The sequence below is a fragment of the Bounagaea algeriensis genome (assembly GCF_054491375.1).
Map to the genome: position 1 here is coordinate 1,286,308 of NZ_CM137102.1, position 19,900 is coordinate 1,306,207.

Below are 19,900 nucleotides of genomic sequence, written 5' to 3' on the forward strand. Positions count from 1 at the left end.
CCCCGCGCGGCACAGCTCGGCGCCGCGCGGGGATACCGGGACAACGGACGGATCAGGCCCGGGTGAAGGCGAGCGCCACGTTGTGCCCGCCGAAACCGAACGCGTTGTTCAACGCCGCGTTCTGGGCGACTTCGCGCGGCTTGTCCGCGACCACGTCCACCTCGACCTTCGGATCGATGGTGTTCAGGTTCGCCGTCGCGGGGATGACGCCGTTGTACAACGACATGATGGTCACGATGCTCTCCACCGCGCCGGCACCGCCGACGAGGTGGCCCAGCGCGCCCTTCGGTGCGGTGACCACCGCGTCCGAACCGAGCGTCTGGCGCACCGAGTGGGCTTCGCCGATGTCCCCCACCGGCGTGGAGGTGGCGTGCGCGTTGACGTGCCCGATGTCCGCGGGCGAGAGGTCTCCGCCGCGCAGAGCCTTCTGCATCGCGTTGATCTGGCCCAGACCGTCCGGGTGGCTGCCCGTGATGTGGTAGGCGTCCGACGTGATGCCGTACCCGGCGAGGTAGCCGTACACCCGCGCGCCGCGCGCCCGGGCGTGCTCGGCGCTTTCCAGGACGACCACGCCGGCGGCTTCGCCCATCACGAAGCCGTCGCGGTCCGCGTCGAACGGCCGTGAGGCGTGTTCCGGGGCGTCGTTGCGCGTGCTCAGCGTGCGAGCCTGCGCGAACCCGGCGATCGTGATCGGCGCGATGCAGGACTCAGCCCCGCCGGTGACGACCACGTCGGCCTCTCCGGAACGGATCAGGTCCATGCCCTTGGCGAGGCCTTCCGCACCGGAGGCGCAGGCCGAGGCGGGGGAGTGCACGCCAGCGCGGGCCCGCAGGTCGAGGCTGACGTGCGCCGCCGGCCCGTTCGGCATGAGCATCGGCACGGTCAGCGGGGAGACCTTGCGCAGCCCGTCGCCTTTCAGGACGTCGTCCTGCTGCAGCAGCGTGAGCGGGCCGCCGATCCCGGTGCCGATCGACACGCCCAGCCGATCGGGGTCGACCGGCTCGGTCTCGTCGGAGGGCAGGGCGTATCCGGCGTCCTCCCACGCCTGCCGGGCGGCGACCAGCGCGATGGCCTCGCACCGGTCCAACCGCCGCAGCTGGACGCGGGGGAGCACCTCGCTGGGGTCGGTGGCCAGCGGAGCGCCGAGCTTGGCAGGCAGTTCGTAGGTGTCCACCCAGTCGGCCTCGAGCCGGCGGATCCCCGAGCGAGCGTTGAGCACTCCGTCCCATGTGGACGCGACGTCGCCGCCCAGCGGCGTCGTCGCGCCCAACCCGGTGATCGCTACGTCTGTGGTCATGCGTTCTTGGTGATGTAGTTCACCGCATCACCCACGGTCTTGAGGTTGGCCAGTTCGTCATCCGGGATCTTCACGCCGAACTTGTCTTCGGCCTGCACCGCGATCTCGACCATGGACAGCGAATCGATGTCCAGGTCGTCCACGAAGGACTTGTCGACACTGACGTCGGCGGCGTCCACACCGGCGACCTCTTCGACGATCGAAGCCAGGCCCTCGACGATCTCGTTCTCGCTCACGGTTTTCCCTTCCTCGTTCAATGTTGGAGCACGTCACCACCGCCGCGCGGCGGTGGCTCACGGGCACACGGCGACCTGCGCGGCGTACGACAGCCCGGCACCGAAGCCCACCAGAAGCATCACGTCCCCGCTGGAGATCTCCCCCGCTGCGCGCATGTGGTCGATGGACAGCGGGATCGACGCGGAGGACGTGTTGCCGGAGTAAACGATGTCACGTGCCACGACGAGGTCGTCACGCGCACCCTGGCTCTGCAGCTTGCGGGCGATCGCCTCGACGATGCGCAGATTCGCCTGGTGCGGCACGAACACATCCACATCGGACAGGGACAGGCCCGCGCGGTGCACCGCCTGCTCGGCCACCGGTGCGATCTGGGTGCTCGCCCAGCGGAAGACCGACTGGCCCTCCTGGTAGATGTACTTGCCCTCGCGCAAGTAGATGGTGTCCACCAGATCTCCGGCGCTGCCGAGCACGCCCGGCGCCACACCCGGCTCCTCGGACGGCCCCACCACGGCGGCGCCCGCGCCGTCGGCGAAGATGATGCAGTTGGCGCGGTCGGTCCAGTCGAGCCACTCCTGGAACCGCTCCGAACCGATGACGAGCACGTTGCGCGCGGTGCCGGCGCGGATCGCGTTCGTCGCCGCGTCGAGCGCGTAGACGAAGCCCGCGCAGGCAGCGTTGATGTCGGCGGCGCCCTGCGCGCCGATGCCGATCTCCTCGGAGACCTGCGCGGCCGCGTTCGGGATCTGCCCGGGCATGGTGCAGGTGGCGATGAACACCTGGTCCACATCGGACGGGATCAGCCCCGCGTCCGCCACGGCCTTCGCACCGGCTTCCACGGCCATGCTCACCACGGTCTGGTCATCCTCGGCGAGGCGGCGGTGCACGATGCCGACGCGCTGCTGGATCCACTCGTCGTCGGTGTCGACGATCTCGGCCAGCTCGGCGTTGGTCACCACCCGGTTGCCCTGGGTGGAGCCGAAGCCGAGCAGGCGCACACCAGCAGCGGGGGCGGGCTGGCTGATTGTCGGTCGAGCGCTCACGCGGCGCCCTCCAGAAGATCGGCGACCTTGTCCAGGTCGGCTGGGGTTTTCAGGGCCACGGTCTTGGTGCCTTTCAGGTCGCGGCGCACCATACCGGTGAGCGCGCCCGCCGGCGGGAACTCCACGACGGCGTCCACTCCCTGCTCGCCGAGCGTGGCCATGCAGCGGTCCCAACGCACCGGGCTGGTCACCTGCGACACGAGGCGCTTGAGCACCTCGGAACCACCGGTGACCACAGCTCCGTCGGAGTTCGACAGCAACGGCATGCGGGCGTCGGTGGGGGTGAGCTCGTCGGCGTGCTGGGCCAGGTTCTCCCGCGCCGGCTCCATGAACCGGGTGTGGAACGCGCCGGCCACCGGCAGCGGACGCACCCGCGCCCCCTCGGGGGGTTGCTCGGCGAGCTGCTCCAGCGCCGTCGTCCGCCCCGCGGCCACGATCTGCCCGCTGCCGTTGCGGTTGGCCGGCTCGAGGCTGAGGCGCTCCAGGAGCGAGAGGACCGCGTTCTCGTCCCCGCCGAGCACAGCGGACATGCCGGTGGGTTCCAACGCGCAGGCCGACGCCATTTCGCGACCGCGCACGGCCGCGAGGTCGATGGCGTCCTCCGGCGTCAACGCGCCGGCCAGCGCGGCAGCGGCGAGTTCACCGATGGAGTGCCCCGCGACGGGCGTCGTCTCCGGCAGCGCGAACCGCTTGCGCAGCTGATCGGCAGCGACGAGCGTGGTGGCGACGACGAGCGGCTGGGTGACGGCGGTGTCCTTGATTTCCTCCGCATCCGCGGTGGTGCCCAGGCGCAGCAGGTCCAGCCCGGTGCGCTCGCTGAAGGTGCCGAGCTGCTCGGGCACGCCGTCGAGCTCCAGCCACGGGCTGAGCATGCCAGGGGCCTGGGATCCCTGCCCAGGTGCCAACAGTGCGATCACATCTGCCACTGAACACGTCGCGGCCGGGCGATCGGGATGACGGCAGGAACGAAGTCGCAGGCGCAATGTTGTGGAGTGTCCACAAATACGCCACGATGCGGCGCCCGAGGGGCTCCGCGCGCGAGGATGTGCCTGCTGTGCGTGATCTCGCGGTGAACGCGCCGTTACCGCAGCTCGAGCGGAATGCACCGCACACCGCACGTGTCGGCGGCACGCGTCGGTGGCATCCGCCCGTCCCGGCGAGCCGGCGGGCGGTGCGCCGGAGGTACTGGCGCGCCTCCACAAAGTCGAGCGGGCCTGGTCACGGACGGTGCGCCGTCGAGGCACCGGCTCCCGCGGCAGCGCGGACGATCACCACAGCCCGCGGGACTTCGCCAGCCGCCCCACGGCGAGCGCGACCCGGAGCACGTGTGCGTCCCGCGCGTTCGACGGGGTGTGCCCGGTGAGCTCGCCGATCCGGCGCAACCGGTACCGCACCGTGTTCGGATGCACGTACAACTGGCGGGCGCAGCTCTCGAGCACGCCGCCCACCTCGAGGTAGGTGTCCACCGTCTCCAGCAGGGCGCTTCCCGCATCCGTCAGCGGGATCATCACCTCTTCCACCAGCTGCCGCTCCGCTTCCGGATCGCCCGCGAGCGCACGTTCCGGCAGCAGATCAGCCGAGGGCACCGGACGCGGAGCCGACGGCCATCCGGCCACCGCTCGCAAACCGGACATCGCGTCGCTCGCGGAGCGGTGCGCCTCGGCCAGGTTCGGCACGGTCGGCCCCGCCACGACGGGGCCCTCGGCGAACACCTCGGCCAGCATGCTGGCGGCCTCCCGGCCGGCCCGCTCCTCGCGGGTGCTGCCGTGGACCACCACCAGCCGACTGCCCTGCACCCCGAGCAGCACCGGGCAGCCGATCCGGGCGGCCCGGCTGCGCACCTGGTACACGATCGACGGCGGATCGTCCTCGGGCGCGGTGCCCACGAGCACCGTGGCCGCGGAGGACTGGTTCCAGCCGAGTGCGGAGGCGCGGGACAGCAGCGACTCCTCGGCGTCACCGCGGACGATGCCGTCCACGACGAGGGCCTCCAGCCGCGCGTCCCACGCGCCGCGCGATTCGGCAGCGGCCGCGTACGAGGTGGCCGCGGCGAACGCGATCTCGCGGGTGTAGCGCAGGATCGACTCGGTCAGCCACCGGTGCTCGGTGTCGTCGGCGGCCAGCCCCGGCAGGCGCTGTTCGAACACGTCGATGGCCACGCGCACCAGCTCCAGCGTCTGCCGCAGGCTCACCCAGCGGGACAGGTCCCGCGGTGCGGTGCGGAAGGCCTCGGCGGTGAGCCGGATCGCCTCGGTGGAGTCCTGCAGCCACGCGACGAAGTTGGACACACCGGTCTGGGTCACCAGCAGCACGTTCGCCCGCTGGTCCGCGGGCAGCCGCTGGAACCAGGGCAGGCGCTGCTCCATCTCGGAGACGCTGGCGCCGGCCAGCTCCCCGGAAGCGTGCTCCAGGCGGTGCAGGGTGGCCACGCTCAGGTCCGAGCGGGCATCGCCGGCCGGTTCACCCGCCGGTTCGTTGCTCATGCCGCCAGAATCCCACGTGAGTGATCCCCGCGAATCGGACCCCGGCGCCGGATCGGGGCCCGACGCCTGACGCTGATCGGGCTCCGGCATCGGATGGATCCCGGCGCCGGGTGCGCGGTCGTCACCGGGGCGCGTCGCGTAACCGCTGCAGCCGCTTCACGAGCGCGGGCTGGTGCGCCAGCGCCTGTGGCTCGTCGAGCAGCCGGTTCAGCCGCCGGTAGTACTGCATCGCCGAGAAGCCGAAGCGCTCCTGGATCACGCGTTCCTTGTTGCCCGCGCGCTGCCACCATTCGCTCTCGAACGCCAGGATGGCGCGGTCGGTCTCGTTCAGGCCGGTGCCGCCCAATTCGGTGCTGCCCAGCTCGGTGCCGCCCAGCTCGGTGCCGCTCAGCTCGGTGCTGTCCAACTCGGTGTGGTTCATGGAATCCCCCTCCGCACGAGCACGCCATCACCAGCCTACCCCCATGCGCACGTCTGTTCGAGAATCCGGTAGGTCGAATTCGCGCCAGCGGTCTTGCAGCAGCAGTGCCGGCGTGGTGGATTACGTCCGGTGATCAACAGCTGAGCGAAGGGCGGGCAACACAGTGCGCTTCCTGCGGACCACGTTCCGGCGCAGAGCACTCGCCGCCGCGGCGGCCTGCGCGGTCCTCGTCCCCGGGCTTGCCGGTGCGGCCCCCGGTGCGCCGACCGAGGTCGAGCCGCCGCGCACGGGCTTCGAGGACAGCGGCGGCGCCCGCTGGACGAGCCCCGGCGAGGAATCCGACTTCCTGCGCGTTCTCGACCGGCGGCACGCGGACGTGTCGGTGCGGCGCATCGGCAGCACCACGCAGGACCGGCCGCTGCGGCTCGTCGGCCTCGGCAACCCCGCCGGCACCACGGCCCTGTTCGTGTGCTCGCAGCACGGCGACGAACCCTCCGGGCGAGAAGCGTGCCTGAGCCGCATCCGCGACCTCGCCGCCAGCGAGTCCCCGGCCGTGCGCGAACTGCTGCGCAGCACGCGGCTGCTGTTCGTGCCCAACGCGAACCCCGACGGCCACGTCGCCCGGACCCGCGAGAACGCCCAGGGCGCGGACATCAACCGCGACCACCTCGAACTGGCCTCGCCGGAAGCGCGCGCCATCACCCGGGTGATCCGCGACCGCCAGCCGGACGTGGTGCACGACCTGCACGAGTACGGCGCCGAACCGCCGTACTACACCAAGGACCTGCTGGCGTTGTGGCCGCGCAACCTGAACACCCGCCCCGAGGTGCACGGCCTCGCCCGCGGCCTCGCCCGCCAGGGCGTGTTCCCCGCGGCCGCCGCAGCCGGCTACAGCACCGGCGTCTACGGACTGTGGACCGACCCGGACACGGGCGAACCCGTCAAGCAGGTCGCCGGCGACGGGCAGGAGCGGATCCTGCGCAACACCGTCGGGCTCAAGCACGCCCTCGGGCTGCTCGTCGAGGCCCGCCAGGACCCGATGACCGAGGAGGAGAAGGCCGATCCCGCGGTGAACAACCGGCGCCGGGTGCACTCCCAGCAGACGGGGCTCACGGCCACCCTGCGGATGCTGCGCGAACGCGGCGCGGACATCGACCGCGCGACGCAGCAGGCCCGCACGGCCGGTCTCCGCGACGTGGGACCGGTCTACTTCGGCGGCGCGGACAACGAGGAACCCGCACCGGAGCAGGTGGACACCGACCCGCCTGCCGGCTACCGCCTCTCCGGCAGCGAGTACGCGGCGCTCGCCCCCGCGCTGCGGCTGCACGGCGTGCGCAGCCTTCCCGCGCCGGACGGCGGGCGGTTCGTTCCGCTGCGGCAGCAGCAGCGGGCCCTCGCCGCGCTGCTGCTCGACCCGCGGGCCGAGCACGGCCTGCGGTGAGGACCGGGCGCGGCTCGTGGTGAGCACCGAGCACGGCCGCGCAGAACGACGGTCCGCGGGGCGTATCGGGCCCGTTGCGCACGCGCAACGACCGGGAAAGCCGCAACGGGTCCGGGAAGCTACAACGACCGGGAAAGCCGCAACGACCGGGAAAGCCGCAACGACCGGGAAAGCCGCAACGGGCCCGGGAAGCACGGCCTCTTCCCGGGCCCGTTCGACGTGCCGCGGCGCTCCGCAGGGACCTGCAGGTCAGCGGCTCACGCTGTGCCCGGCTCCGAAGTCCGCGAACCCGCCGCCCGCGGATCGTCGATCCGGTAGTGGCGGCCCGCCTCCGAGACCCGCGAGCGGTCCAGCCGTCCCTCGTCGGCCAGGGCGGAGAGCGCGGCGACCACGATGGACTCGGCGTCCACGAGGAACACGCGGCGCGCCGCGATCCGGGTGTCGGAGAAGCCGAACCCGTCCGCGCCCAGGCTGTACATCGGCCGTCCGACCCAGGGGCGGATGAGGTCCGGCACCGCACGCATCCAGTCCGAGGCGGCCACGATCGGGCCCTGCGCGTCGGCCAGGGCGCGCGTCACGTAAGGGACCTGCTCGTCCTCCGGGTGCAGCAGGTTGTGCTGGTCGACGGCCTCGGCTTCGCGGCGCAACTGCGTCCACGAGGTCACCGACCACACGTCGGCGTAGACGTCCCACTCGTCGGCCAGCAGCTCCTGCGCCCGCAGCGCTTCCTGCATGCCCACGCCGGAGGCCAGCAGCTGCAGCCGGGGTCCGGACTCCTGCTCACCGGGCCGGTAACGGTAGAGCCCTTGCAGCAGCCCCGGCACGTCCAGACCTTCCGGTTCCGGCGGCTGGTTGTACGGCTCGTTGTAGACCGTCAGGTAGTAGCAGACGTTCTCCGCGTTCTCGCCGTACATCCGACGCAGCCCGTCCTTGACGATGTGGGCGATCTCGAACGCCCACGCGGGGTCGTAGGAGACCACGCCCGGGTTGCTGGCTGCCAGCAGCTGCGAGTGGCCGTCGGCGTGCTGCAACCCCTCGCCGGTGAGCGTGGTCCGCCCCGCGGTCGCGCCGAGCAGGAACCCGCGCGACATCTGGTCGGCCATCGCCCACAGCGCGTCGCCGGTGCGCTGGAAGCCGAACATCGAGTAGAAGATGTACACCGGGATCATCGGCTCGCCGTGCGTGGCGTAGCTGGTGCCCGCGGCGGTGAACGATCCCACCGATCCGGCCTCGTTGATGCCCTCGTGCAGGATCTGGCCCTGCTCGCTCTCCCGGTAGGCGAGCATCATCTGGGCGTCCACGGGCGTGTAGTGCTGGCCCAGCGGGTTGTAGATCTTCTGCGAGGGGAACATCGAGTCCATCCCGAACGTGCGCGCCTCGTCCGGGATGATCGGCACCAGCCGCGGCCCGACCTCCTCGTCCTTGGCCAGTTCCCTGATCAGGCGCACGAACGCCATGGTGGTGGCGACCTCGTGCTTGCCCGATCCCTGGCGCACCGCTTCGTAGGCCTGGTCACCGGGCAGCGCGAGCGGTTTGGCGCGCACCCGGCGGTCCGGGACGAATCCGCCGAGCTGCTTGCGGCGCTCCAGCAGGTACTGGATCTCGGGAGCGTCCTGGCCGGGGTGGTAGTACGGCGGCCGGTACGGGTCCTGCTCCAGCTGTTCGTCGGTGAGCGGGATGCGCAGGCTGTCCCGGAACAGCTTGAGGTCGTCGAGGGTGAGCTTCTTCATCTGGTGCGTGGCGTTGCGCCCCTCGAAGCTCGCCCCCAACCCGTATCCCTTGATCGTCTTGGCCAGGATGACCGTGGGTTGCCCGTTGTGCTCCATCGCCGCCTTGTAGGCCGCGTAGATCTTGCGGTAGTCGTGCCCGCCGCGGCGCAGGCCCCAGATCTCGTCGTCGCTGAGGTTCTTGACGAGGTCCTTGGTGCGGGGGTCGCGGCCGAAGAAGTGCTCGCGGACGAACGCGCCGTCGTTGGCCTTGTAGGTCTGGTAGTCGCCGTCCGGGGTCGTGTTCATCAGGTTGATCAGCGCGCCGTCCCGGTCGGCGTGCAGCAGCGCGTCCCACTCGCGGCCCCAGATGACCTTGATGACGTTCCACCCGGCGCCGCGGAAGAACGACTCCAGCTCCTGGATGATCTTGCCGTTGCCGCGCACCGGGCCGTCCAGCTGCTGCAGGTTGCAGTTGATCACGAAGGTCAGGTTGTCCAGGCCCTCGTTGCCGGCGACCTGCAGCAGACCGCGGGACTCGGGCTCGTTCATCTCGCCGTCGCCGAGGAAGGCCCACACGTGCTGCTGGCTGGTGTCGGAGATGCCCCGGTCGTGCAGGTAGCGGTTGAACCGCGCCTGCATGATCGCGTTCATCGGCCCCAGGCCCATGGACACGGTGGGGAACTCCCAGAAATCGGGCATCAGCCGCGGGTGCGGGTACGACGGCAGCCCGCCGCCGGCGCCGCGGTGCGAGTACTCCTGGCGGAACCCGTCGAGCTGGTCGGCGCTGAGCCGCCCCTCGAGGAACGCCCGCGCGTACACGCCGGGGGAGGCGTGCCCCTGGAAGTAGAGCTGGTCACCCCCGCCCGGGTGGTCCCTGCCGCGGAAGAACCAGTTGAACCCGATCTCGTACAGGCTGGCGGAGGAGGCGAACGAGGAGATGTGCCCGCCCACGCCGATGTCCGGGTGCTGCGCGCGGTGCACCATCACCGCGGCGTTCCAGCGCATCCACGCGCGGAACCGGCGCTCGGTCTCCTCGTCCCCGGGGAACCACGGTTCCTGCTCGGTCGGGATCGAATTGACGTAGTCGGTGCTGGTCAGCGAGGGAACGCCGACACCGCTTTCGCGTGCCCGCTCGAGCAGCCGAAGCATCAGGTAGCGGGAGCGCTGCCGGCCCGCGTTGTCGAGCACGGCGTCGAACGATTCCATCCACTCGGCGGTCTCGTCCGGGTCGATGTCCGGCAGGTGGGCGGCCTGCCCGTCGCGGATGATGCGTACCCGCTCGGAGTGGGCGGTGTTGGGGTCGTCGTGCGGCGAGGACAACGGAACTTCCTCCACTGCGTCGTGGACTGTGGCGGGTGCGACCGTGCGGGCGGCCGCCGGGGCGGACGCCGGGGCGTCCGCGTGACGTCGAACACCGCCCATGGTCGCATCTCGCGGCATGATCGGGAGGGGGAGCGAACGCGGAGTTGTCCTCCTCCGGGTGTCCTCGCTGGCGCGCGGGGATTAGAGTCGGATCACACGGAACGCCGTCGGCGTGTCGTGCACGCGAGCGGTTGCGCCGGAGGCACTTGGCAGTGTTCGCTGACGACCGCATCGAAAAGTTTCGCGTGCGGTGACAACCGCACCACAGCATTGGAGGAGTGAGAGCACCGTGGTCGCCGCGGGAGACGCCGGCAAGGGCGAAGTCGACGTCGCCGACCGGCTTGCGATCGAGCCGGACCTGATCGTCCAGGAACTCGGCTGGGACGAGGATGTCGATGACGACGTCCGGGCCGCGATCGAAGAACGTTGCGGGAGTGACCTGCTCGAGGAAGATGCCGACGAGGTGGTCGACGTCGTGCTGCTGTGGTGGCGTGATGACGATGGCGACCTGACGGACACGCTTCTCGACGCGATGACTCCGCTGTCCGACGAGGGGGTCATCTGGGTGCTGACCCCGAAGACCGGCCGGGAAGGGTACGTTGAGCCGAGCGATATCGCCGAGGCCGCCGACACGGCGAACCTGGCGCAGACGGCCAACGTCAACGTCGGCGAGAACTGGTTGGGGACGCGGCTCGGCGGTCGCCGGGCCAAAGCCGGGCGGCGCTGACGCGCGGCGGTGAACATTTCGCGCGGAAAGTTCACCCCACCCGGGTCCGTACCGGTTCGCTGCCCGGTCCGATGATCATTCCTGCACCGGTGCGCGGTGTAGGTTCGACTCCGCAAGCTCATGCCGAACGAAGGGTGCACTCATGACGGTTGAGGTCGGTGCGCAGGCGCCGGACTTCACGCTGCCGGACTACAACAAGCAGCAGGTGTCGCTGTCCGACTACCGCGGCCAGAAGAACGTGCTCGTGGTCTTCTACCCGTTCGCGTTCAGCGGTGTGTGCCAGGGCGAGCTCTGCCAGGTGCGCGACGACCTGAGCTCGTTCCAGAACGAGGACGTGCAGATCCTCGGTGTTTCCGTGGACACGCCGTTCTCGCTGAAGGCCTGGGCCGACCAGGAGGGCTACACCTTCCCGCTGCTGTCGGACTTCTGGCCGCACGGTGAGACCGCGCAGGCCTACGGTGTGTTCAACGCCGACGCGGGCATGGCGCTGCGCGGGACCTTCCTGGTCGACAAGGAGGGTGCCGTGCGCTTCGCCGAGGTGAACCAGCCCGGTGAGCCGCGCGACCAGAGCGGGTGGAAGAAGGCCCTGGCGGACCTGGCCGGCTGAACCGCCCGACAACCGCTCGTGGCCTGCCGGTAGGGTGGGATCACCGGAGTCGGCCTGCCGGCTGGCCACGTTCGGGGGCGCATAGCTCAGCGGAAGAGCACTTGCCTTACAAGCAAGGGGTCGCTGGTTCGAGCCCAGCTGCGCCCACGGTCGAAACCCCAGGTGGAAGGGCCAATTCCTTGCCGGGAACCGGTCCTTCCCAGCCGCCCACTCCGATGACCTGGCGAAACTCATCCGCGGACACCGGGGCGTCGAGGGACGACTTCACCTGGTCCGAGACAGCGATGGTCTTCAGCCGGCTCCCGAGCTTCGGCATCGGCTCGAAGAACGGCAACCTAGCCGTGACCCGCCTCCGACAGGCGGCCTTACTGGAACCCCAACGCCTGTGCTGACGCCAGCCCGCAGTAGGCAGCGCCGATGCCGGCGATGACGCTGATGAGCACGTTCAGTCCCGCGAGTGGGCAGGAGCGGTCCTGGGCCAGGTGGAGGGTTTCGTAGCTCAGGGTGGAGTAGGTGGTCAGCGCGCCGCAGAAGCCGGTGCCCAGCACAGCGGACACCGCCGGGCCGGCCGGCAGGGCCAGCAGGAACCCCAGGATCGCCGAGCCGGTGACGTTGACGGTCAGCGTGCCCCAGGGAAATACCGAGTCGTGGCGGGTTTGCACCGCTCGGTCGACGAGGTAGCGCAGCGGAGCCCCCACCGCGGCCCCGAGGGTGACCCACAGCAGCGTCATCGAACGTCGTCCTCGTGCTCACGGCCGACGTAGCGGATCACCAGGGGCAGATCTTCCGCCAGCGACAGGGTCCGGGTGGTGTGGATGTTCTTCGGCGCGCCGCAGCCCTCCAGCCCGCGCAGCACGGTCGTCCCGGCCAGACCGGCGGCACGTGCGCGGTGCACGATCTCGGCATGCAGCGGTTTGTGGTGCCACTGGGCGACTTCGTCGATGAAGGTGGTCAACCGCAGCGCCGACCCCTGCTGTTTCACGGCCGCCTCCTCGAGCTGCGGGCCAGCCGCAGCACGCCCCGGGTCGCGGCCGAACCGGCCAACACCGCCAGCATCGCCGCCACCACGGTCCCGCCGAGATAAGCCAGGGCCGTGGCGGGCGCACCCGCGGCGATCGCGTGCTGGATGTCGACGACGTAGGTGGAAAACGTGGTGTAGCCGCCCAGTACCCCCGCGCCGATGAACGGGCGCAGCAGGCGCTGCCCGGCCCTGACCTCGATGATCAGCACCATCACTACGCCGATGAGCAGACAGCCGCTGGTATTGATGCCCAGCGTCGCCCACGGCATTCCACCGGCGGGGTGCGGAAGTGCCGCGGTGATCCCGTAGCGGGCCAGCGCGCCCAGCGCGCCCCCGCAGACGATCACCGCCAGCACCATCGCCGGATGCTGGCGTAGCCCTCGACGCTGCGTGGGCCCCGCCACATCGACATCGGCATCCACCGGCGGCACGGACGACTCCGGCACAGGCCTCCTCCCAGCAGCATCAACTCCTGGAAGGGACCGTTGGCAGATCCGAACTGCGGTTTACCCGCCCGAACGCGGGCGGGACGGCGGGCCCCACCGCCGCACAAGCACTCCGCGTGCTGACGACTAGCCTAACGAACTCACCCGAGAAGCGCGTCCGGCACCTGGAAGCCAAGACGGAGCAAGCGCAACGAGCCCGCCGGCGCCGCGCCCGAGGCGGTCGACGATGTGGCCGCCGGCAAACGCGCCGAGCGCGGCGGCGGCGCTGACCGGCAGCAGGTGCGGCGGGCCGGTGGCGGCGCCCGCGCCGGCGGTGACCACGGCGGTCTCGCCGGGGATGACGGGAAAGACCACGTCCAGGGCGGTCATGCCGGCCACGACGGCGTGCAGCCAGGGCGAGCTCACCGTCTGGCCCACCAGGTCGAGGCGGCCTGCGAGCATGCTTATTCACCGCCCGTGGTGTGTGGTCGGACCCGGCGCCGCAGCGCGGTCGTCGCCGCCCGCCCGAGGACGCCGAGCAGCAGGACGGCGGTGCCGGTGAGCACGCTGGCCGGTGGCAGGGTGGCGGCCAGGGCCAGGCAGCCGGCGAGGCCGAGCACAGTCAGGGGTCGCAGCCAGCGGCGCTGGGGTCCGGGCAGGGTGAAGGCTGCGGCGTTGGCCAGGCCGTAGTAGAGCAGTATCGCGAAGCTGGAGAAGCCGATCGCGCCGCGCAGGTCGGCGGCCAGCACGAGGGCCAGCACGAGCAGGCCGAGCAGCAGTTCGGCCCGGTGCGGCACCTCGTGGCGCGGGTGGATCGCCGCGAGCCAGCCGGGCAGGTCGCGGTGGCGGGCCATGGCCAGGCTCGTGCGGCCGATGCCGGCCATCAGCGACAGCAGCACGCCCGCGGAGGCCACCGCCCCGCCGACGCGCACGAGCACCGCCAGCCCGTCGAGGCCGCCGGCGCGGGCGGCGGCCACCAGCGGTGCGGTGGATTCGGCGAGCGTGGCGGGGCCGACGGCCAGCAGGGCGGCCGTGCCCACGACGGCGTAGAGGAGCACGACGATGCCCAGGGCCAGCGGGATGGCCCGGGGGATGACCCGCGCTGGCTCGCGGACCTCTTCGCCGAGGGTGGCGATGCGGGCGTAGCCGGCGAAGGCGAAGAACAGCAGCGCGGCGGCCTGGGTGATGCCGAGGACGCCGTGCGGGAACCAGTCGGTCAGGTGTGCGGGGCTGGCCTGCCCGCCGCCGAGGCTGGCGGCGACGACCCCGGCCAGGGCCAGCAGCGTCAGCACCACCAGCACCCGGGTGGCCCGGGCGGTCTTGCCCACGCCGAAGTAGTTCACACCCGTGAGCACGACGATCGCGGTCGCGGCCACCGGCAGCGGGTGCTCCGGCCACGCGTAGGCGCCCAGCGTCAGGGCCATGGCCGCGCAGCTGGCGGTCTTGCCGACGAGGAAGCCCCATCCGGCCAGGAATCCCCACACGGGGCCGAGCCGGTGGCCGGCGTAGACGTAGGTGCCGCCGGATTCGGGGTAGCGCGCGGCCAGCTGGGCCGAGGCCATCGCGTTGCAGTAGGCCACCACCGCGGCCAGGCCGAGCGCGATCAGCAGCCCGGAACCGGCCGCGGCCGCCGCCGGGCCGAACGCGGCGAACACGCCGGCGCCGAGCATCGAGCCCAGCCCCAGCACCACCGCGTCGACGGTGCCCAGCCGGCGCGCCAGCGACGGGGACGGATCGTTCGAGGTGGCAGACACGGGGGTGCTCACGTCCTTCGCAGGCGGTGGGCCGGCTGACAACGGGCCGGGGAGGAATCGATCGGGTCAGGTTCGAGTGGTGTCGGCCCGGACGTCCGGATGTGGCGGTGTGGCCAGCCACTTGTCCAGCGACCAGGTCCCGGCGCCGACGATGAGCACGAAGACGAGGCCGAACAGTTGGCTGAGTTCGTTGCGCGCCTCGTGCAGGTACATCCACACCCCCTCGGAGACCAGCACGGGCACCTTGGTGAAGATCTCCGCGCCGAGCATGGTCACGATCAGGGGGATCAGCACCACCGCCGCCGGCGCGCTCGTGCCGAGCAGTCGGACCCGCCAGGACGGCTTCACCGGTGCGGTGGTCATCCTCGGACCTCCTAGGTCGCAGTGTCGTCCTCGTGATCGGTGCTGTCGCCGTCCCCGCCTCCGAGGACCTCCTCGGCCAGCTCCCGCAGCGCTGCCCGGTCGGCGGCCAGCGCCTCGCAGCCGGCCTCGGTGGCTCGGTACACCCGCCGCACCCGCCCTTCGACGGTGTGCTGTTCGGAGGTCAGCAGCCCGTCGGCTTCCAACCGGTGCAGCGTCGGATACAGCGTGCCCGAGCTGATCTCGTAGCCGTGCGTGGCCAGCTCGCGGGCCATCCACGCACCGTGGATCGGTTCCTCAGCCGCGTGATGCAGGATGTGCAGCCGAATCGCGCCCCGCTGGAACTCGTGCACCTCGTGCTCCCCTCGACGCAAACCCCGGCCCCGCTCACACTCACGAAGCCGATATCGGGTTCCGATGCTACGTCGAGGGCGGACAACCAGACCGCGAGTCCGGAAACACGCAGCAGTCCCGCGCGGTCCACGCGCCGGGCACCGACAACCCGCGACACGCCTGCACAAGCGCCAGCACGCAGCCCCACCTCCCGCTGTTCCAACCGCTCGCCACTGCGACGACGCACAGTCGACATCGTTTCGCGATATCGTACACCGACATCGTATTCCGATAAAGCTGCCGCGGCCAGGACCGCGAGCCAGGCGGGCGGCGGCACCCTCGTGAGCGGCTGCACGGATTGGCGGTCGGTTGCTTGGCCGCACCGGTTCGTCAGGTAACTGCTCCCGCTGAATGGTCGCCACGATGTTCTGCATCTTGTCGTCGGCGGATCGGCTCAGCTCGCGCTGCAGGACGTCGTCGCTGATGTTCAGCGAGCTGTCGAGCATGTACTCCAGGTGCCCGCCGGTGATCTCGTACTGGCGCTTGCCCGTGATGTCGCCGCGTGCTCGGTCGAGCGGACCGACAGGTCCACTTCGTGGCGGAAGTGGGCCTTCTCGGCGAAGTCCATGTCGCGCAGGTCGTCCCACAGGTGCTGCTTGCGCTCGTCGATGCTCCTGGCGGACTGGTCGATGTAGCCGGTCAGCTGCTCCATTTCCGTCCGCAGCCGACGCATCGTCGCGGCCAGGTGCTGGTGTCTCGTTCTTCGTCGCGTGTCTGCGCGTGGGTCAATGCCGTCTCCGGGCGGTGTCCGCGTAGTAGCTGGTGCCGCGTGGTGCGCCGGCGGCGGCCGGCTCGGCCGGTGGCCGGTGCGCGGGCCGCGGTGGATGCGCGAGAATCGGCGTTTGACAGCGCGGACCGGCGGTGTCGATGAGCGGTGGCGCGGTCGCGAGGAAGGACGCAATGATCAGCGGACACGTGCAGATCGGTGAGGTGGCTGAGCGCACGGCCCTGTCGTTGCGCACGATCCGCTACTACGAAGAAGTGGGTCTGGTCGTGCCGAGCACGCGCAGTCAGGGCGGTTTCCGGCTGTACTCCGAATCCGACATCGCCCGGCTGGAACTGATCAAGCAGATGAAGCCGCTGGGTCTGCAGCTCGAGGAGATGCGGGAGCTGCTGGCGATCCTCGACAGCGCTGATGGCGACGAGCAGGCGCAGCGGCAGCGCCGGCTGCAGGAGTTCCAGGACAGGGCCGATCAGCAGTGCCGGAACCTGCGCGAACAGCTGCGGATCGCCGAGGAGTTCGCGGCGGCGCTGCGCGACCGCTCGGCGGGGCCCTGAACACGTGCACCTCCTCGGCGCCCGGACGTCGCCGGGGTCGTCGTGCGGCATTCGTCACGAAGTCCCGTGGAGCTTTCCCGTCCGCCCGCCGCGGGCCACGGCTCGGTACAGGAGGAGGAAGCCCGGGATCTGGGCGAGGTGGGACAACGAGGTCGTGTCGAGTTCGGACGCGGCGACCGCGGATTCGGGCAGGGCGAACACGATTCCCGCGAGCCCGTGGGCGCTGATCGCGACGATCATGGGGCGCGCCATGGGGTGGCGCTGCGGGTCACTGCGACGGGGACATGCGGCCGGCGAGAACGTCGGCGAGTTCGATGATTTCGGCTGCGTTCTCCAGCCGATCGATCCACTCGGCGGGCAGGGCGTGCACACCGGTGCGGCCCGCGCTCAGGGCCGCGGCCATGGAGGCGATCGTGTCCGTGTCACCGCCGGCCCGGATGGCGTAGCGGATCGCCTCGGCCGGCTGGTCGGGGTACTGCAGAAACGCCAGCAGCGCCAAGGGTACCGACGTGGGGGCGCAGGCGTCGTTGCCGAGGTGTTCGGCGGCCGCGCTCGGTGAGGTCTCGCCCAGCAGGTTGCGGACCGCGTCCAGCCTCCTCTGCCAGTCGGTGCGCTCGATTGCGCGGGCGAGGTGGTCGAGGAAGGCGTACCGGTCGAGCGGCTTGCCGACGTCGCTGTTCAGCGCGAGCAGCGCCGCGCACGCCTGCAGCATGGCGCCGCGCTGACCGTCGGGGTGGGCATGGGTGACGGCGGCGCTGACGCGGGCGAGTTCGGCGGCGTGGGTGGGACTGGCGGCAACCAGCGCGACGGGGGATGCGCGCATCGCCGCGCCGTTGCCGTAGGAACCCTGCCCGGCGAAGCTGGCCGCGGCGGCCTCCTGCCACGACACACCGGTGAGGATGCGTTCGAAGGTCTCGCGAAGGCCCCTGCCGTAGCCGCGCCAGGGCTCCCGCTGGCACTCGCGGGCCATTTCGGCGGCCAGCCCGCCCTCGTCGATCGGGAGCAGGCCACGGCGTTTGGTGAGGTGCCGTGCGAGCACGAGCGTCAACGCGGTGTCGTCGGTGTAGCGCAGCTGCGTCGTGCCCTGCTCCTGGGCCACGAGGTGCTCCCCGGCGACGCTGAGCTGGCCTTCGAACGCGGCTCCCAGGGCATCGCCGACGGCGATGCCGAGCAGGAGCCCGCGCGCCTTGGCGACGGTCTGGGAGGGCGCCTCAGGCGTGATCATGATCCGTCCGTCTCCTGTCTGCGTGCCGATGGTCATTTCAGGTCGCACAGCGCGACGCGGCGAGCAGGCACACTCGGTGCCCCTTCGCTGCTTCGCTGAAACCGGACCGGCTGGCCGCGCCGTCGGCGAACGCCGCGAGCACGTGCTCGATCAGCTCCGTCCCCGTCCCCGACGGGCCCGCGTCACGACAGTCCCCACGTGACCGCTGCACGCCTCAAAACCTACCCTAACGTAAGTGTTATTTTTGTGGGAACACCCCGATCGTCCGACCGAAGCGACGGCGCGCGGTCTGGTAGCAGTACCGCTACGGCGAGGCCGAGTCGAGCCGTCGGAGTCCTTCGGCCAGACGTTTCGTAGCTGACAGTTCGCAGCTGACCAGGGAGCGAGGGGAGATCTCATGAGCACGGCCGCGGCCGATCCGGCGTGGGAGGCGGCGCGGCGTCGTACGTTCGCCGTGATCAGTCATCCGGATGCGGGTAAGTCGACGTTGACCGAGGCGTTGGCGCTGCACGCGCGGGTGATCTCCGAAGCCGGCGCGGTGCACGGCAAGGCCGGGCGGCGTGGCGTCGTCTCCGACTGGTTGGACATGGAGCGCAGTCGGGGTATTTCGATCACCTCGGCGGCGTTGCAGTTCGACTACGGCGACAGCGTGATCAATTTGTTGGACACGCCGGGGCACGCGGATTTCTCCGAGGACACCTACCGCGTGTTGGCGGCGGTGGATTCGGCCGTGATGCTGTTGGACGCGGCCAAGGGTCTGGAGCCGCAGACGTTGAAGTTGTTCGACGTGTGTCGGCACCGCGGCATCCCGGTGATCACGTTCATCAACAAGTGGGACCGGCCCGGCCGCGAGGCGCTGGAGCTGTGCGACGAGCTGCGCGCGAAGATCGGGCTGCGGCCGATGCCGCTGACCTGGCCGGTCGGTGTTGCCGGGGACTTCCGCGGCGTGCTGGACCGGGACAGCGGCGAGTTCGTCGGCTACCAGCGTCAGGCGGCCGGTGCGCACCTCGCGGCGGAGCGCCGGTTGGCACCGGACGAGGCCGCCGCCGAAGTCGGCGAGGAGTGGCAGCAGGCCGTGGAGGAGGCGGAACTGCTCTCGGCCGATGGCGGCGATCTCGACACCGCGGCGTTTCATGCCGCGTCGGCGAGTCCGGTGCTGTTCGGTTCGGCCGTGCGCAACTTCGGCGTGGGCCAGCTGCTCGACCTGCTGGTCCGGCTCGCGCCCGCGCCGGGCCCGCGCGCGGACGCCCGCGGTGACGCCCGGCCCGTGGACGAATCGTTCTCGGCGTTCGTGTTCAAGGTGCAGACCGGGATGGATCCGGCGCATCGTGACCGGGTGGCTTTCGCCCGCGTGTGTTCCGGGGAGTTCCACCGCGGGATGACCGCGACGCATGCTGCCACTGGCAGGCCGTTCGCGACGAAGTACGCCCAGCAGGTCTTCGGGCAGCAGCGCGACACGGTGGAGACGGCCTATCCCGGCGACGTTGTCGGGTTGGTCAACGCGTCGGCGTTGGGCGTGGGCGACACGCTCTACAGCGGCAAACCGGCGGTGGAGTTTCCCGGCATCCCCAGTTTCACGCCGGAGCACTTCGCCGTGGCCCGCGCGACCGATCCCGGCCGTTCGAAGCAGTTCCGCCGCGGTATCGAGCAGCTGTCCCAGGAGGGGGTGGTGCAGGTGCTGCATTCCGAGGAGCGCGGGCGGGGAGCGCCGGTGCTCGCCGCGGTCGGGCCGATGCAGTTCGACGTGGCCACTCAGCGCATGGAGGGCGAGTTCGGCGCCCCGATCACACTGGAGCGGCTGCCGTACCACGTGGTGCGGCTGGTCGGCGATCCGCAGCAGCGGCCGCAGCTGCAGACCCGCACCAGCGAGGTCCTGCAACGCCGCGACGGCTCGCTGCTGGCCGTGTTCACCGACAACATCGCGCTGCGCTCGCTGCTGCGCCTGCGCCCCGAACTGGACCTGCGACACGTCCTCGGCACCGCCGAGGAGGAAACCACCGAATGACTCCGAGCGCGTGCTCCCGCGGTTCCACCGGACCGCGGCTCAATCGGGCCGCGGCCCGAGCGGCGGTCTGCTCCTTGCCGCGCACCAGCCCAGTTCGGCGATCAGCCGCTCCAGC

21 protein-coding genes, 1 tRNA gene and 1 pseudogene are annotated in these 19,900 nt (G+C 70.9%); 6 read left to right on the plus strand and 17 right to left on the minus strand.

Annotated features, from left to right (window positions below; translation table 11 throughout):
• Positions 1–52: 52 nt before the first annotated feature.
• The 6 genes from ACVGV2_RS05895 to ACVGV2_RS05920 all read right to left on the minus strand — a co-directional run bounded on the left by ACVGV2_RS05895 (position 53) and on the right by ACVGV2_RS05920 (position 5,463).
• Positions 53–1,297, minus strand: a complete 1,245-nt coding sequence (locus tag ACVGV2_RS05895) for a beta-ketoacyl-[acyl-carrier-protein] synthase family protein (RefSeq protein WP_459165031.1) — start codon at positions 1,295–1,297, stop codon at positions 53–55.
• Positions 1,294–1,533 (minus strand): acyl carrier protein, encoded by a 240-nt coding sequence (locus ACVGV2_RS05900; protein WP_459165032.1) that lies wholly within the window; start codon positions 1,531–1,533, stop codon positions 1,294–1,296. Before ACVGV2_RS05900 ends, ACVGV2_RS05895 begins: the two co-directional genes overlap by 4 nt.
• Positions 1,534–1,590: 57 nt before the next feature.
• Positions 1,591–2,574 carry a beta-ketoacyl-ACP synthase III gene (locus ACVGV2_RS05905; RefSeq protein WP_459165033.1) on the minus strand — a complete coding sequence of 328 codons (984 nt, stop codon included), beginning with the start codon at positions 2,572–2,574 and terminating at the stop codon, positions 1,591–1,593.
• Positions 2,571–3,491: an ACP S-malonyltransferase gene (locus ACVGV2_RS05910; RefSeq protein ID WP_459165034.1), complete on the minus strand. Its 921-nt coding sequence runs from the start codon at positions 3,489–3,491 to the stop codon at positions 2,571–2,573. Before ACVGV2_RS05910 ends, ACVGV2_RS05905 begins: the two co-directional genes overlap by 4 nt.
• A gap of 351 nt (positions 3,492–3,842) precedes the next feature.
• Positions 3,843–5,057: a PucR family transcriptional regulator gene (locus tag ACVGV2_RS05915; protein ID WP_459165035.1), complete on the minus strand. Its 1,215-nt coding sequence runs from the start codon at positions 5,055–5,057 to the stop codon at positions 3,843–3,845.
• Positions 5,058–5,178: 121 nt separating this feature from the next.
• Entirely contained in the window at positions 5,179–5,463 is a 285-nt protein-coding gene (locus tag ACVGV2_RS05920; RefSeq protein ID WP_459165036.1) for a DUF3263 domain-containing protein, read from the minus strand.
• Positions 5,464–5,641: 178 nt separating this feature from the next.
• On the opposite strand from ACVGV2_RS05920, the gene ACVGV2_RS05925 reads away from it, so the two are divergent.
• Positions 5,642–6,919 (plus strand): M14 family zinc carboxypeptidase, encoded by a 1,278-nt coding sequence (locus ACVGV2_RS05925; protein ID WP_459165037.1) that lies wholly within the window; start codon positions 5,642–5,644, stop codon positions 6,917–6,919.
• A gap of 257 nt (positions 6,920–7,176) precedes the next feature.
• On the opposite strand, the gene aceE is transcribed toward ACVGV2_RS05925, so the two are convergent.
• The gene (aceE, locus tag ACVGV2_RS05930) at positions 7,177–10,050 is read right to left on the minus strand and encodes a pyruvate dehydrogenase (acetyl-transferring), homodimeric type (protein ID WP_459165891.1); all 2,874 of its coding nucleotides are present in this window, start codon (positions 10,048–10,050) and stop codon (positions 7,177–7,179) included.
• A gap of 229 nt (positions 10,051–10,279) precedes the next feature.
• Between aceE and ACVGV2_RS05935 the strand changes: the two genes are divergently transcribed.
• The 3 genes from ACVGV2_RS05935 to ACVGV2_RS05945 all read left to right on the plus strand — a co-directional run bounded on the left by ACVGV2_RS05935 (position 10,280) and on the right by ACVGV2_RS05945 (position 11,471).
• On the plus strand, positions 10,280–10,717 hold the full coding sequence (locus tag ACVGV2_RS05935; RefSeq protein ID WP_459165038.1) for a DUF3052 domain-containing protein: 438 nt from the start codon (positions 10,280–10,282) through the stop codon (positions 10,715–10,717).
• A 142-nt stretch (positions 10,718–10,859) separates the two neighbouring features.
• Positions 10,860–11,324, plus strand: a complete 465-nt coding sequence (locus ACVGV2_RS05940) for a peroxiredoxin (RefSeq protein ID WP_459165039.1) — start codon at positions 10,860–10,862, stop codon at positions 11,322–11,324.
• A 75-nt stretch (positions 11,325–11,399) separates the two neighbouring features.
• A tRNA-Val gene (locus ACVGV2_RS05945) sits at positions 11,400–11,471 on the plus strand.
• A 218-nt stretch (positions 11,472–11,689) separates the two neighbouring features.
• Here ACVGV2_RS05945 and crcB read toward each other — a convergent pair.
• From crcB to ACVGV2_RS05985, 8 genes and pseudogenes are all read right to left on the minus strand, one after another.
• On the minus strand, positions 11,690–12,055 hold the full coding sequence (gene crcB, locus ACVGV2_RS05950; RefSeq protein ID WP_459165040.1) for a fluoride efflux transporter CrcB: 366 nt from the start codon (positions 12,053–12,055) through the stop codon (positions 11,690–11,692).
• A 17-nt stretch (positions 12,056–12,072) separates the two neighbouring features.
• Positions 12,073–12,306 (minus strand): annotated as a pseudogene (locus ACVGV2_RS05955) (DUF190 domain-containing protein); the annotation flags it as partial.
• Positions 12,303–12,791 (minus strand): fluoride efflux transporter FluC, encoded by a 489-nt coding sequence (locus ACVGV2_RS05960; protein WP_459165041.1) that lies wholly within the window; start codon positions 12,789–12,791, stop codon positions 12,303–12,305. The pseudogene ACVGV2_RS05955 and the gene ACVGV2_RS05960, both read right to left, overlap by 4 nt.
• A 126-nt stretch (positions 12,792–12,917) precedes the next feature.
• On the minus strand, positions 12,918–13,232 hold the full coding sequence (locus ACVGV2_RS05965) for a hypothetical protein (protein WP_459165042.1): 315 nt from the start codon (positions 13,230–13,232) through the stop codon (positions 12,918–12,920).
• A gap of 2 nt (positions 13,233–13,234) precedes the next feature.
• Positions 13,235–14,524, minus strand: coding sequence for an APC family permease (locus tag ACVGV2_RS05970; RefSeq protein WP_459165043.1), 1,290 nt, complete (start codon positions 14,522–14,524; stop codon positions 13,235–13,237).
• A gap of 66 nt (positions 14,525–14,590) precedes the next feature.
• Positions 14,591–14,887 carry a hypothetical protein gene (locus tag ACVGV2_RS05975; RefSeq protein ID WP_459165044.1) on the minus strand — a complete coding sequence of 99 codons (297 nt, stop codon included), beginning with the start codon at positions 14,885–14,887 and terminating at the stop codon, positions 14,591–14,593.
• Positions 14,888–14,898: 11 nt separating this feature from the next.
• Entirely contained in the window at positions 14,899–15,237 is a 339-nt protein-coding gene (locus ACVGV2_RS05980; protein ID WP_459165045.1) for a PadR family transcriptional regulator, read from the minus strand.
• Positions 15,238–15,704: 467 nt separating this feature from the next.
• On the minus strand, positions 15,705–15,929 hold the full coding sequence (locus tag ACVGV2_RS05985) for a hypothetical protein (RefSeq protein WP_459165046.1): 225 nt from the start codon (positions 15,927–15,929) through the stop codon (positions 15,705–15,707).
• A gap of 251 nt (positions 15,930–16,180) precedes the next feature.
• Between ACVGV2_RS05985 and ACVGV2_RS05990 the strand changes: the two genes are divergently transcribed.
• The gene (locus tag ACVGV2_RS05990; protein ID WP_459165892.1) at positions 16,181–16,555 is read left to right on the plus strand and encodes a MerR family transcriptional regulator; all 375 of its coding nucleotides are present in this window, start codon (positions 16,181–16,183) and stop codon (positions 16,553–16,555) included.
• Between the two features lie 54 nt (positions 16,556–16,609).
• On the opposite strand, the gene ACVGV2_RS05995 is transcribed toward ACVGV2_RS05990, so the two are convergent.
• Together ACVGV2_RS05995 and ACVGV2_RS06000 are read right to left on the minus strand one after the other, a co-directional pair.
• Complete coding sequence (locus ACVGV2_RS05995; RefSeq protein WP_459165047.1) at positions 16,610–16,807, minus strand: DUF6962 family protein; 198 nt, start codon at positions 16,805–16,807, stop codon at positions 16,610–16,612.
• 16 nt (positions 16,808–16,823) lie between these two features.
• Entirely contained in the window at positions 16,824–17,780 is a 957-nt protein-coding gene (locus ACVGV2_RS06000; protein ID WP_459165048.1) for an ADP-ribosylglycohydrolase family protein, read from the minus strand.
• Between the two features lie 397 nt (positions 17,781–18,177).
• Here ACVGV2_RS06000 and ACVGV2_RS06005 point away from each other — a divergent pair, with 397 nt between their 5' ends.
• Positions 18,178–19,785: a peptide chain release factor 3 gene (locus tag ACVGV2_RS06005; RefSeq protein WP_459165049.1), complete on the plus strand. Its 1,608-nt coding sequence runs from the start codon at positions 18,178–18,180 to the stop codon at positions 19,783–19,785.
• Positions 19,786–19,900 lie beyond the last annotated feature (115 nt).